The sequence below is a fragment of the Terasakiispira papahanaumokuakeensis genome, assembly GCF_001709345.1.
GTDB lineage: Bacteria > Pseudomonadota > Gammaproteobacteria > Pseudomonadales > Halomonadaceae > Terasakiispira > Terasakiispira papahanaumokuakeensis.
The window spans coordinates 3169191-3182195 of record NZ_MDTQ01000001.1 but is presented as its reverse complement, the minus strand read 5'-3'; the positions used below and the strand labels follow the sequence as shown (position 1 = coordinate 3182195).

Genomic DNA, 13005 nt, shown 5'->3' with positions numbered 1-13005 from the left:
CCATCCCTTGTGGATGGGCTTTTTTGTTATCGGTCCTTAAAGATATTTTCATGTGATGACTCTTGCCATTCATTGATAATGATTATCATAATTGGATGGGATTGATTCGGTATTCTGTCATGTCCGTAGGATAGGTGAACGCAGGATGGATGAACACGGGCTGATGGGATGAGCCATGATGACAAGGGGATTATGATGAGGATCAGGCAGTGGGCGACCAACGGTCATTTTGTGAAATGGCTAGGGTTGGGCCTGTTGAGTTTAGGCGCTCTGAGTTGGGGGCATACGGTGCAGGCTAAAGCGCTTCCGACTTTGACCATTGGCGGGGATGTGACCGAGATTGCCGTGGCCTTGGGGGCGGAATCTCAATTGGTCGGGCGCGACGATACCAGCCTTGCCCCGCCGCGCATTCAATCGTTGCCCTCTGTGGGTTATTTACGTCGACTCAGTGCCGAGAGTTTAATGACGCTACACCCTCAGCGTCTGATCGTCAGCCATAAAGCGTCTCCTCGTGAAGTGGTTGAACAAGTGGCCGCAACCGGTGTTGAAGTGCATTGGGTTCAAGCTTCAGATCGTGTGTCGGATCTTCCTGAAAAGGTCCGTCAGGTGGGGGCGGCACTGGGGAGGTCCCAAGCTGCTCAGCAATTGAATCGTGAGTTGACTCCCGCGCTGCATGAGGTTGAAGACATTCCAGATCTCGCCCATGTGAAGGCCATGCTGATACTCAGTCATGCGGGGATGGCCCCGATGGTGGCCGGCAGTGGCACCAGTGCAGACCTGATGATGCAATCTCTGGGAGTGAGCAATGCGTTTCATGATATGCAGGGCTATCAACGGATTGGGGCTGATGGCTTGTTACAGGCGCAGCCTAATCTCGTATTGGTCTCTGCGGCGGGCTTAAAGTCGTTGGGCGGGGAAGCGGGGTTGTGGCGTATTCCCGGGTTAAGCATGACACCGGCGGGTCAGACCGCGCAGGTGATGGTGCTGGATGAAACTGCCTTGCTCACATCCGGGCCGCGAACGCCTAAGGCATTGCTGGCATTGCGACAGGCCATTCAACGCTCATTTGATCGTCCGCTTCAACCTGTGGATGAGGCGCCAGCGAGCGCCGTGCCATGAGCGCCGTGATTCGATTCGGGCCGCGTTTGTCGCTAAAAGGTGCGCCGCTATGGAGTTTATTCATTGGCCTCTGTTTGATCTTGGCTTGGGCGGCTTATCAGGGCGGTATTGGTTTACAGGCGTTGACAAACGGTTCAGCTCCGATGGACCAGGTCTTGACGATTTGGGCTGCGCTACGCTTGCCGAGATTATTACTGGGGCTGATGGTCGGGGCGATGTTGGCTGCGAGTGGGACGGCCATGCAAGGGCTGTTTCGTAATCCGTTAGCTGATCCGACGTTATTGGGGATGGCCAGTGGGGCGGGTCTGGCTGTTGCGATTTGGATCGTGTTTTTTCAAGGCTTTGTCGGCGACTGGGGTCTTTATGGTCAGTTCGGCGCTGGTTTTCTAGGCGCTTTGGTGGTGAGCTTGTTGGTTTTTACCCTGGGCCAAGGGCGCGCCAGTGGTGATAGTTTGTTGACGTTGTTATTGGCTGGTTTAGCGATTACGGCACTGGCGTCAGCAGGAGGTGGGCTGCTGGCCTTTCTAGCCAATGATGAGCAACTACGGCAGTTAAGCCTTTGGGGCATGGGGAGCCTGACTCAGTCCTTGTGGCCTCCTGTGGTGGTCGGTTTGGTACTGATGCCAGTGGCGGCCTGGGGGTTATGGCGCCGTGCTGGTGATTTGGATTTACTTCAGTTGGGTGATTTAACGGCTCATGGTGCGGGCCTCGATATTCCACGGTTACGGCGTTCAGTGGTGTTGTGGAGCGCCTTAGGGGTCGGTCTATGCGTGGCCTTGAGCGGCATTATTGGATTTGTCGGCTTGTTGGTCCCTCATGCTTTGCGCTTATGGTTGGGGCCTGGTCATCGTTTGTTACTGCCGGCATCTATGTTAGGGGGCGCGGCCTTATTGGTTTGTGCCGATATGCTAGCGCGTAGCTTAGCGCCTCCGGCAGAGTTACCGGTTGGCGTATTGACCAGTTTGATCGGAGGACCTTACTTCTTGTGGTTACTGGTGCGAGGGCAACGGCATGCTCAAGCTTAATCAGGCGGGATTTGTTCAGCCGCCGCAGATACAGCCGTTGTCTGGCTCGATTCAGCCCCATCAATTAGTGGCGATTGTGGGCCCCAACGGTGCGGGTAAAAGTACGTTGCTGCAAATGCTGTCGGGCTTTCGAGCGCCTGAGCAAGGTGATGTTGATTTTCAAGGGCGGCCTTTGGCGGCATGGTCTTCTGCCGAACTGGCGACACAGCGAGCGTTAGTCTCACAGCAGAGTGCGCCCGTGTTTGATTGGTCTGTCATGGATCTCGTGAGCCTGGGCCATGCTGTCCCCCGCGAGGTGATGCTCACTATTTTACACTGGCTGGATATTGCCCACCTCCAACAACGTGGGGTGCAACGTCTTTCAGGAGGCGAGCGTCAGCGGGTGATGATTGCCCGTGCGTTAGGGCAGTTGGTGACTGCGCCTGTGACGCCCTGTGCATCGTCAATGCTGGCGTTGTCTGGCCTTTTGTTGCTGGATGAACCGACCAGTGCATTAGATTTGGGTCAACAACAGCGTTTAATGCGTTGTTTGCGCCAGCTCTCCCAAGCGCAGCCGTTGGCTGTCGTGTGTGTATTGCATGATCTTAACTTGGCGGCGCGTTATGCGGATCAGGTCTGGCTGTTGGATCAAGGCCAGTGCTTAGCCATGGGATCACCCGCAGAGGTCCTGGATGTGGAGCGTTTATCACAGATCTATCATGCGGATCTTGAATGGTCTCATCATGCGGATGCACCGTTATTGGCCCTGAAAACCTAGCGGTATAGCGTCTTTTATATCATTCAGTGAACCCGTATCGATTTGCGCTATATATCGGTCCGCGCTAAAGTGATCAGGCTTCTTAATCAATTCATGAAGCTTATTCTCAGGGCAGGGTGCAATTCCCGACCGGCGGTAAAGTGAGTGATGTCTCACTAAGCCCGCGAGCGCTTGCAATCTATGTTGTAGAGTTCACTATGTTGCAGGGTCCAGCAGATCCGGTGAGAAACCGGAGCCGACGGTAACAGTCCGGATGAGAGAGAATAAATGATCGATAGCCGCGGCGATGCCGATGCTGTCCTTTTACCGTTGTCAGCGCAATAGGGCGGGCTCATTGCCGTCGACCCTATAGGCGGGTGACGGTGTCTCCTCATGCCCTGATTCATCCATTCAACGATGCTCCGCATCGGTATTTCTAGGAATGTGAAATGAATCAGTTCTCTTCGATGACCACTGAATCCACCGCTCAAGATACGTTACCGGGCGACCCTCATACGCGTGTTGAGCGAGCGCTAGCGGCACTGCGTGATGGCCATGGTGTTTTACTGGTCGATGATGCCGACCGCGAAAATGAAGGCGATATGATTTTTGCCGCCGAGTCGATCACGTCTGAGCAGATGGCGCTGATGATTCGTCATGGCAGTGGCATTGTCTGCTTATGTCTGACTGAGGCCAAAATCGCACAATTACAGTTGCCCATGATGGTGTCTGATAACAAGAGCCGTTATGGCACTGGATTCACGGTTTCCATTGAGGCCCGTGAAGGGGTGACCACCGGCGTATCGGCAGCGGATCGTGTGACCACGGTGAAGGCAGCGATTGCCGATCATGCCCAACCGAGTGATTTGGCGAGTCCTGGACATATGTTCCCGCTACGGGCTCGTGAAGGGGGGGTCTTGACCCGCCGTGGGCATACCGAAGGCACCATTGATCTGATGCGTTTGGCTGGGCTGAAGTCTGCCGGGGTACTTTGCGAGGTGACATTAGATGATGGCACCATGGCGCGATTGCCTGAGATTTTAGACTTTGGTCAACGGCATCATATGCCGGTGCTGTCCATTGAGGATTTGGTGGCTTATATCCTCAACGCTTCCGATATGACGGCGATGACTGATCACCCCGCTCTTGCTTCGCCGACTGAGCTGGCTTAAGGCCCAGTTGATTAAAAGCTAAAACGGCTGCCTTAATTTAAGGCAGCCTCTCGTGCTAAACGCAGTCGATTGGCGAACATTTGGTCCAGGTCTGCTTGCTTACGCCTGCCACAGGTGCCACATAGATGGGGTTGCTCAGGCAACCGGTAACGTAGGCAACAACCTCGTCGATTAGGGAGTTTTCGAGCTTGACCCTCAGCATGGGCTTCACGCCAGCGTAAGTAGCGGGGCAGCCGGTCATCTAGATAGGTCAGCCAAGCATGGCTGCCTGATTCCAGTTCATCTGCGGGTCGAAAGCTCTGTAGCTGTGTCCAAGGCATTGCCAAGGCCAGTGCGGCGCTACTCCAGAAAGCCCCTTTCCCGACGCGTAATTGAGTCCGAAACGCTTCTTCTAATTGGGTCAGCCAATTACGAACAGACGGGATCCATCGATCTAACTCTAAACTGGGTGTGCTGAGTATACTGGGCGCGAGTACAAACCCCAATGAGTCAGGGCGCCATTCGATATTCAGGGGAGTACTATCTGGTGCCGGGGCCTGTTGGTCTAATATTTGCCTTATGGTGAGAGGGCCTAGCCATTTCAACAATAAGTCACGTGCCAATAACGCGCCATAAGTGAGGCGTTCACTGGCGTGAGACGATGTTGTCAGCGGTAATACATGGGCAAGTTGTGTGAGATCCAGGCGATCAGCGTTATGGCTCAGTACTTGTTGAAGGCTTGTCAGCGCCTGCTGTAGGTGAGTGGTTTCTGCTGGGGTCAATGTCAGCCATTGCGGTGTCATGAATGCTCCCGACCGCGCTTGTTCCGCGGTCTTGGAAAGTCGCCCGAGTTGTGCAGGGGCGACTTTCAGATTGAGTGATCAACGACGTGAAGACGAGTGATTGAATCGCTCGCTGCTTAACATACCTTAATACTCAAGGGTATAGCTCAGCGTATAGGTACGACCGCGGCCTTTATAGTCATACAGATAGGCCGGGCCATAGTAAGGCGAGTAGAACATGCTCGCCCGCTGTCCCCAGACCGTTGAGTAGTCTTTGTCGAGCAGGTTTTGTACCCCTAAGCTGGCGCGGCCCGGCCCGATAGTTTGAGCCAGCGTCAAGTCAAAAGTGGTGTAGCCGTCAATCTCGTGGTCACTGTCGTCGTCTAGATCAAAAGCATGGTTGGCCTGTAATCGTGCAGAACGGTCTTCATCATGCCAGCCGACGTAAGCGGTCGCTGATGATAACGAGGCGTAGCGGGCATCACGCTTTTGCCAATCATTGTCAGCATCTTTCTGTTCTGAACGCACCAAGTGTAAGGTGGCGCCGCTTTCCAAACCTTGATCAAAGTAGCGTGTGACTGCAGCTTCTAAACCATAGTCACGCTTGTCTTCATCGACGACTTCAACCGTGAGATCCTCTGCATTTTCCACGGCCTTATCGGACCAAGCGTAGTAAATCGCCGCTTGCATATCCCAGCGCGCGTCCATTAAACGCCAGCCCAGTTCAACCTGATCGGTTTTGATGGCGGATAACGGGTTTTGACTGACACTGACTTCAGCGCTTTTACCGTAATATTTGGCTGGATCAGGCAACTCAAACCCTTGGCTATAACGTAACCAGGTTTGCTGTCCGTTGTTGAAGTCGTATAACAAGCTCGCATTGACGAGAGTGGCATCGTAATCGTTACTGCCACCTGGCACATTCTTGAAGTCATCAACGTCAACGTCTGTTTCTCGTTGACGTATACCGCCGGATAATTTGAGTTGCTCTGTGAATTGCCAGTCGGCTTGAGCAAAGGCCGCTAGGTTATCAATGTCGTAACTGGGGTAACGATCCACCAGGCTGCTTTCGCGTAGCTTTAATCCTCCCGTGGCACTGGAGACGGCAGTGTCGAAACTCATCTGGGTCGCATCGAATTCTTCGTGATCAAAATCCAAGCCATATGTCAGGCTGATCGTGTCCGTGAGTGATGCCTTGAACAAGCCTTTGATACCACTGAGCTTAGTATTTTGTTTGGATGCCCGGAATTGATAGCTGCCATTGCTGGGATAAGGAAAGGCCTGAAACTTGGCCTCTTCTTTGCGATAGTAAGCTTGTAGATAAAAGTCTTGGTCCAGCAGGTTGGCGTGATGATACTGGGCGTTGATCAGCGTTCTTTCCGTCGCAGGTTCTCGGTCTGCGCTAAAGCCGTCACGAATTTCGGCGTCGCTCAGATCGGGGTTCTCATCGTTCAGGTGAGGGAAATAGACGCCTCGATCCCCCTCATACTTGGAGTCATAACGTTGCAGCATCAGTGCTAGGGTTTGATCAGCACTGAGTTGAATACGCAAATTCCCCATCACATCAAGGCTACGGTTATCCTGCATATCCGTTTGCGCAATATCGGGAAAGATCTCATCGCCATTGGCGTCGTAGTGGCGCCCTTCCTCTTGGTAAGCGAGTGACAATCGCCCCTGTACGGTTCGAGTGCCTCCCGTGACTGATTGGGCCAGCCGGTAACTGAGGTCATTACTGTTATTAAAGCCTGTGGTGACACCGCCCTGACTGCGGAAGCGGGCCGGTCCTTCTTCAGGCGCTTGAGTAATGATATTGATGATCCCCCCGGTGGCACCGCCGCCATAAAGGCTGCTGGCGCCAGAGAGCACTTCTACGCGAGCGATATTAAAAGGATCAATGGAATCAAACTGACGTGAAAGCCCACGAGAACTATTCATCGACACGCCATCAATCAGGACTTGTACACTCCGCCCGCGCAAATTTTGTCCGTAATTCGTCCGACTCTGGGGCGCCAGATCAAGACCCGGCACCAGCTTGCCTAATGCGGTTTTCAGGTCGGCACCCGCATCTAACTGAGTCCGCAAGGTTTCCCCTTCAATCACCCAGACCGAGCCCGGAATTTGGCTGATGGTTTCGGGCGTTCGGGTGGCCGTCACAACGAGCTTGTCGAGTTTTTCGGCTTGCGGTTGAGCGGCATATAGCTGTGGAGCTGCGCTTAAGGTGAGCGTTGCCAGGGCCAGTGGGGTATAGCGTACTGTCGTCTGGAATGACATGTCATACTTCCTATTATCAGTATATTGACGCGATGAGTTTGAACAAAGTGAGATAGTTTTTTTGTGGTTAAAAGCGAGATGGTTTGTGTGGTTATTGGCTGCGCTTCAGCCCCCACATGAAATAAAGGCCGCCGATGAGCGTGGCGACAATGCCAGCGGGAAGCTCTTGGGGAAACAACAGTTGTCGGCCTAGCCAGTCGGCGACCACCATCAACACGGCCCCCATTAAAGCGGCACCCAGCAGGTGGTCGCGCCCACGGCTCCAGCCCATCAGTCGGGCCATATGGGGCGCCAGTAAGCCGACAAAGGAGAGTGGACCCACCATTAAGGTGGCGACGGCCGTCAGTAATGCGACCAGTAACAACAACGTCAGTCGTGCCTGCGTCATGCCTAGGCCTAGGGCGCTCGCCGTTGCACTGCCCAGCGGCATGATGTCGAGCCAGCGAGCTAGCAATAGCGTGATGCCCAGCATCAAGAGCGCCAACATCATCGCGGTGATGGCGCTGGTGGGGCTCAAGTAATAAGTGGAACCGGATATCCAGGCCAGAATCTGCTGACCACGCGGATCACCATTGGCCAGCACCAGGGTACGAAGTCCATCAAACAGGGCGGCCATGGCCACCCCTGTCAGCAGTAGCCGAGCAGGTTGAAAATCATGGCGTCGATTGAGGGCCACTAAAAGCCCCAGCGCGATCAGGGCCCCTAAGGTTCCGGCAATGATCAGGCTACTGGTGGTGGCGCCACGCCAGAAGAGAAGGGTGAGCATTAAGCCCATGGCACTGCCACTGCTAATGCCTAGCACTTCTGGGCTGGCCATGGGGTTGGCGGTCATTCGTTGAATGACGGTGCCCGCTAAGGCCAATAGAATGCCACCCGCAGCCGCGCCTAACATGCGCGGCCAGCGCCAAGTCAGTGCCTCCGGTGCTAGGCTCCATTGCCAACCCGCCGTCAATTGCCCCCAGCCCAACGCTAATACCATGGCGATGATCAGTAGGATCAAAATCAGTAAGTGGAGACGACGTGGATGTCGATGCCGATATTCACTGGCATCGCCGCTGGAAGGGCGAGAGGCGGGTAACGATAAACGAGGCAATAACCACAGTAACAACGGTGCGCCAATCATGGCGGTGATGGCGCCAGTGGCCATGAGCTGCCCTGTCAGATGGCCCAAAGCTTGTAGCAGTTGATCGGTCACGGCCAGTAGCAGTGCGCCCAGCAATGGCGCTTGCCACAGTCGCTGGCCTAATGTTCGGGCACCGGTCAGACGTGCCAGTGCCGGTGCAGCAAGCCCGACAAATCCGATCACTCCAACGACACTGACTGAACATGCAGTGATGAAGACGGCCAGCCCCAGACCCGCTAAACGCAAAGGGCGTACCGGCACCCCGAGGCTTTTGATACTGGCGTCATCCAGTTCTAGCAGGTTCAAGGCTCGATAAAGCAGTAGCAACACCAAGACGGACCCGAGTAAGCGAGGCCAGAGAAAGTTGAGGTCATGCCAACCATTTTGAGCCATGGAGCCTGCGCCCCAGACCATCATGCCACTGAGGGCTTCCTGGTTGAACAGCAGCAGCACCAAACTCAAGGCCCCGGCATATAGGTTAATCACCAGCCCCGCTAATACCACGACAACCGGTGCGAGTTGACGTCGCCAGGCGAGCATCAGCACCAGCCCCATTGCGGCAAAACCGCCCAGGGTTGCAATCCATTCACGGCCAATTAAAAGCACACTGGGGGCCATGAGTGTGGCGCTCATCAGTGCAAGGCTGGCGCCACTGGAGACCCCCAACGTTAACGGTGTGGCGAGTGGGTTACGCAGCACTTGCTGCATCAATACCCCCGCAACCCCCAAGCTCGCGCCAACTAATAAGGCCATGAACAGGCGTGGCCACCAGCTATAGTGCAGCAACGGTGCCGCCTGGGCAGACCATAGACTCGTCAATGGGGCCTGACTGGGGGCCAATGTCTGGGCGACCAGCACTATCAGTGACAGCAGTAAGCCCCCATTCAGTAACCAGCGGTGACGTTTCATGGTGTTATTCATGGGCTGATCGCATTATCGGGCTGAGGCCTTGCGGCGGTCTTTGGAGGATTTGTTGCAGCTAAGTCGTTGACTAACGCGGCCCCTAATAAACGGGTAAATCGTTGTACTGAAGGCAAGCTGCCAAAACTCCAAACGGCTGGAATATTCAATACATGTTGCTGTTGTACGGGGCGTAATAACTGCCATAAGCCGCTGTGTTGGAGGCGTTCTTTCACACCCAGCGGCATGGGGTCGACAATAATCAGTCGAGTTTCTGCCGGGAGTGATTTTTGGGCGAGTTCATCAATAGACGCCATCGAAAACCCCCAGCCATTGGTGGGGATATCCCATACATTGCGTAGCCCGAGTTGATCCAAGACCAGTTGATAGAGACCATGCTTGGCAAATACGCGCATATGTCGCGCATCCATAAATTGGACAATCAGGACCGGAGGGGGCTCTGAAGCGGCTTGTGCCAGTTGCTGGCGCCAATATTTAAAGGTGGCATCGGTTTGATGGATCAGTTGATCAGCTGCGCTGGGGTCATGTAGTCGCTGGGCCACATCACGTGTGACGGCTTGTAATCGGTGCCAAAGATCGGTTTCAGTCGAGTAGAGTTTGTAGACTTTAAATGGAGCCACTGGACGGAGGCGGTCAAGCATGGGCTCATAGAACGCTGGCATCAGGATAGCGTCTGGGTTTAGTGTCGCGAGCAGCTCTAGGTTAGGCTGAATGCGCAGGCCTAAATCGTGTACCTGATCCGGCATTCGAGGTTCCGCCACCCACTGTTGATAGCCTCGTAGGTTGCCCACGCCTAGCGGCTGATAGCCCAGTCCCACCATGGTTTCTGCCAATGTCCAGTTCAAGGCCACCAAACGGGTGGGTTTGAGTCGGGTATTTGTGGTGTCTGTCGGGGCGGGCGCTTCTGCTGCGACCGCGTTGATCGGCAGACTGAATATGAGCAAGCACAGAAGCCTGGTGATGAAACGATATGAGCGGTATGTCATGCCGGGACCAATGCAACCGGGCAGGCATCCTGAGGATGGGGGACAACCTGGAGGGGCAAACCATAGATACGAGCCAGCACTTCATTGGTCATCAATGTGGCGGGGGGGCCTTGTTCCAGCAAGCGCCCTTGATGCAGGGCCACTAGGTTATCGCAATAGCGCGCGGCCATATTGATATCATGGAGCACAATCACGACGCCTAAATCGAGTTCACGGGTGAGCTTTTGGATCAGTTTTAATACGTCCACCTGGTGTGCAATATCCAGTGCTGATAACGGCTCATCTAATAATAAGAAACGACTTTGTTGAGCCAGTAACATCGCCAGCCATAATCGTTGGCGTTCACCACCGGATAATAAGCCTACCGGTCGATCGGCAAAGGCTTCGGTATGCGTAAGCGCCATGGCGCGTTCGATTTGATGACGATCTTCTGCATTTTGTCGCCCGAGTAGGCCCCGCCAGGGGTAGCGACCAAAGGCGACCAGTTCCTTGCCAAGGAGGGCACCGCTTTCGGGCAGTTGTTGCGGGAGGTAGGCCACTTGGCGGGCAAATTCACGCGGGCGCCAGTCATCTAAGCTCCGACCGTCGAAAGTGATCTCACCACTGGAGCGAGGCTGCTGACGAGCCAGTAATTTAAGTAGCGTGGATTTACCCGAACCATTATGACCAATCAGCCCGTGAACCTGACCGCCCTGTAGATTCAGATCCAAGGGCTGAAGCAGGCAGCGTTCCTCGACCGCAAAAGTGGCCGCTTGGACATTGAACATGCGGATCTCCAAGATGTTCGATACTTTGATGTTCGATACTTTGATGTTCGAGCCTGCGCGCAAGGTATTGGATATGGTGCGATACGTGTATGCTGCGCTGAGGTCGAGAAAAGTAAAACAAATAAGAATTGTTTTCAATGTTTCTCATGTTTTGATTTTACTGTAGCGGTAATGGCTTGTGGTGCCGTTATCGGTGCAAGCAGTGATCGAGACAATGTGAGATCATTCCGCCACCGGCATGAGTATTCCGCCGTGTCAGTGACTGGCGTTCAATGAAGGGTTTTCTTCCATGTCTAGCAGTTTTAAGGCTCTGGGGCGCTTACTGCGTTATGCCCGGGGCTATCGTCGTACGATCAGTGGTGCCATCGCCTGTTCTGTCATCAACAAGCTATTTGATATCGCGCCTGAATTATTGATTGGTGTGGCGATTGATGTCGTCGTCAATCAGGAGACCAGCTTTGTGGCACAGCTTGGATTTGAGAGCCCCCGCTCTCAGATCATGATGCTGGGTATCCTGACCTTTGTGATCTGGGCTGGTGAATCGCTGTTTGAGTATCTCTATCAATTAATGTGGCGAGGTTTGTCTCAACGCTTGCAATCTGATTTGCGTCAGGATGTTTATCAACATGTACAGCAATTGGATATGAGCTTTTTTGAGTCTCGCCCTTCAGGCCAATTGGTGGCGACATTAAATGACGATGTCAACCAGCTAGAGCGCTTTTTGGATGGTGGGGCCAATGCCATCGTTCAAGTGTTAGTCACGGTATTGGCCATTGGTACGGTCTTTTTTGTGCTATCGCCCCTGATTGCACTGCTGGCTTTTGTGCCCGTTCCTTTAATTATTGCCGGGGCTTTTTATTTTCAACGTAAAGCGAGCCCCTTGTATGCCGATGTTCGCGAGAAGGTCGGTGTTTTGTCTGGTCGCTTGGCGAACAACATCGCCGGGATCGCGACCATTAAAAGTTTCACGGCTGAAGCGCGAGAAGCCGCGCGAGTCAGAGCTGATAGTGAAGCTTATGTTGAGGCTAACCGGCGAGCGATACGTATGAGCTCGGCATTTATTCCCGTCATTCGTATGGGGATTCTGACCGGCTTTCTCGCGACATTTCTTGTGGGCGGTCTTCAGGCCCTTTCCGGTGAGCTGAATGTGGGCGCTTATGGTGTGTTGGTGTTTTTGACACAGCGATTGCTTTGGCCCATGACGGGGCTGGCCAATGTGGTTGATTTGTTTGAGCGGGCAATGGCCAGTACGCGACGCCTGTTTAACCTCTTGGATACCCCCTGTCAGACTCAGGATCAAGGCACCCAGACGTTATCCGCCCCGGTGCGGGGTGAAGTGATCTTGTCCGATGTTCATTTCCGTTATAGCCGAACACACGGTGGCATCAAGGGAGTGAGCTTGACCATTCCGGCAGGACAAATGGTCGCGCTGGTGGGCACGACGGGGGCTGGGAAGTCGACCTTAATCAAGCTATTACTGCGCTTCCTTCAACCTCAAAAGGGCGCCTTGTATTTGGATGGTGTGCCCATTGATCAGTTATCACTGCATGAGTTGCGGCGTCATCTTGCTCTGGTCAGTCAGGACGTTTATCTATTCGAAGGGCGGATTCGCGATAACATTGCTTATGGTCGTCCAGAGGCCAGTGATGAGGAGATCATCCGCGCCGCTCGTCAGGCCGAGGCCTGGGACTTTATCAATGCGCTGCCTGAGGGCCTTGATACCCTGATTGGTGAAAGAGGTGCCCGTCTTTCGGGGGGGCAACGCCAGCGGTTATCGTTGGCCCGCGCCTTACTGAAAGATGCGCCGGTGCTCATTCTTGATGAAGCCACCAGCGCGGTGGATAACGAAACCGAGGCGGCGATTCAACGCTCTTTGGCTCACATTGCCCATGGCCGGACTGTGATTGTGATTGCGCACCGGCTTTCGACCATTGTGAATGCGGACAATATTGTGGTTCTGGAACACGGTGAAATTGTCGAGCAAGGGGACCATCAGGCGTTGCTTGCTTTGAATGGTCGTTACGCTAGCCAGTGGCGTGTTCAGACCGGTCATGCTTCAGATGTATCAGGCGTATAACGATCTCCGTGTTATCAAGGCGGGAAGTAAACGCACCCCCAAGACGA

General features: G+C 54.1%; 10 protein-coding genes and 1 riboswitch. Of the genes, 5 read left to right on the top strand and 5 right to left on the bottom strand.

Annotated elements, in window-relative coordinates:
* Positions 1–192: 192 nt before the first annotated feature.
* The 4 genes from BFW38_RS13830 to ribB all read left to right on the top strand — a co-directional run bounded on the left by BFW38_RS13830 (position 193) and on the right by ribB (position 4052).
* Complete coding sequence (locus BFW38_RS13830) at positions 193–1119, top strand: heme/hemin ABC transporter substrate-binding protein (protein ID WP_175400988.1); 927 nt, start codon at positions 193–195, stop codon at positions 1117–1119.
* Positions 1116–2144 (top strand): FecCD family ABC transporter permease, encoded by a 1029-nt coding sequence (locus BFW38_RS13825; protein ID WP_068999431.1) that lies wholly within the window; start codon positions 1116–1118, stop codon positions 2142–2144. The genes BFW38_RS13830 and BFW38_RS13825 overlap by 4 nt, the downstream gene beginning before the upstream one ends.
* Entirely contained in the window at positions 2131–2901 is a 771-nt protein-coding gene (locus tag BFW38_RS13820) for an ATP-binding cassette domain-containing protein (RefSeq protein WP_068999430.1), read from the top strand. The genes BFW38_RS13825 and BFW38_RS13820 overlap by 14 nt, the downstream gene beginning before the upstream one ends.
* Positions 2902–2999: 98 nt before the next feature.
* Positions 3000–3170: riboswitch (FMN riboswitch) on the top strand.
* Positions 3171–3329: 159 nt separating this feature from the next.
* Positions 3330–4052 carry a 3,4-dihydroxy-2-butanone-4-phosphate synthase gene (gene ribB, locus BFW38_RS13815; RefSeq protein ID WP_084004666.1) on the top strand — a complete coding sequence of 241 codons (723 nt, stop codon included), beginning with the start codon at positions 3330–3332 and terminating at the stop codon, positions 4050–4052.
* Positions 4053–4084: 32 nt separating this feature from the next.
* On the opposite strand, the gene BFW38_RS13810 is transcribed toward ribB, so the two are convergent.
* From BFW38_RS13810 to BFW38_RS13790, 5 genes are all read right to left on the bottom strand, one after another.
* Positions 4085–4834 carry a (2Fe-2S)-binding protein gene (locus tag BFW38_RS13810; RefSeq protein ID WP_068999429.1) on the bottom strand — a complete coding sequence of 250 codons (750 nt, stop codon included), beginning with the start codon at positions 4832–4834 and terminating at the stop codon, positions 4085–4087.
* 126 nt (positions 4835–4960) lie between these two features.
* The gene (locus BFW38_RS13805; protein WP_068999428.1) at positions 4961–7084 is read right to left on the bottom strand and encodes a TonB-dependent receptor; all 2124 of its coding nucleotides are present in this window, start codon (positions 7082–7084) and stop codon (positions 4961–4963) included.
* A 91-nt stretch (positions 7085–7175) separates the two neighbouring features.
* Positions 7176–9116, bottom strand: a complete 1941-nt coding sequence (gene fhuB, locus BFW38_RS13800; RefSeq protein ID WP_069000491.1) for a Fe(3+)-hydroxamate ABC transporter permease FhuB — start codon at positions 9114–9116, stop codon at positions 7176–7178.
* A gap of 8 nt (positions 9117–9124) precedes the next feature.
* Positions 9125–10072, bottom strand: a complete 948-nt coding sequence (locus BFW38_RS13795) for an ABC transporter substrate-binding protein (protein ID WP_175400987.1) — start codon at positions 10070–10072, stop codon at positions 9125–9127.
* Positions 10073–10110: 38 nt separating this feature from the next.
* Positions 10111–10881, bottom strand: coding sequence for an ABC transporter ATP-binding protein (locus BFW38_RS13790; protein WP_068999426.1), 771 nt, complete (start codon positions 10879–10881; stop codon positions 10111–10113).
* Positions 10882–11170: 289 nt separating this feature from the next.
* Here BFW38_RS13790 and BFW38_RS13785 point away from each other — a divergent pair, with 289 nt between their 5' ends.
* The gene (locus BFW38_RS13785) at positions 11171–12958 is read left to right on the top strand and encodes an ABC transporter ATP-binding protein (protein WP_068999425.1); all 1788 of its coding nucleotides are present in this window, start codon (positions 11171–11173) and stop codon (positions 12956–12958) included.
* Positions 12959–13005: the final 47 nt, after the last annotated feature.

Bases quoted from the DNA above. Each gene is read 5' to 3' on its own strand.
- BFW38_RS13830 (WP_175400988.1), top strand. From the start codon at position 193: ATGATGAGGATCAGGCAGTGGGCGACCAACGGTCATTTTGTGAAATGG.
- BFW38_RS13825 (WP_068999431.1), top strand. From the start codon at position 1,116: ATGAGCGCCGTGATTCGATTCGGGCCGCGTTTGTCGCTAAAAGGTGCG.
- BFW38_RS13820 (WP_068999430.1), top strand. From the start codon at position 2,131: ATGCTCAAGCTTAATCAGGCGGGATTTGTTCAGCCGCCGCAGATACAG.
- ribB (WP_084004666.1), top strand. From the start codon at position 3,330: ATGAATCAGTTCTCTTCGATGACCACTGAATCCACCGCTCAAGATACG.
- BFW38_RS13810 (WP_068999429.1), bottom strand. From the start codon at position 4,834: ATGACACCGCAATGGCTGACATTGACCCCAGCAGAAACCACTCACCTA.
- BFW38_RS13805 (WP_068999428.1), bottom strand. From the start codon at position 7,084: ATGTCATTCCAGACGACAGTACGCTATACCCCACTGGCCCTGGCAACG.
- fhuB (WP_069000491.1), bottom strand. From the start codon at position 9,116: ATGAAACGTCACCGCTGGTTACTGAATGGGGGCTTACTGCTGTCACTG.
- BFW38_RS13790 (WP_068999426.1), bottom strand. From the start codon at position 10,881: ATGTTCAATGTCCAAGCGGCCACTTTTGCGGTCGAGGAACGCTGCCTG.
- BFW38_RS13785 (WP_068999425.1), top strand. From the start codon at position 11,171: ATGTCTAGCAGTTTTAAGGCTCTGGGGCGCTTACTGCGTTATGCCCGG.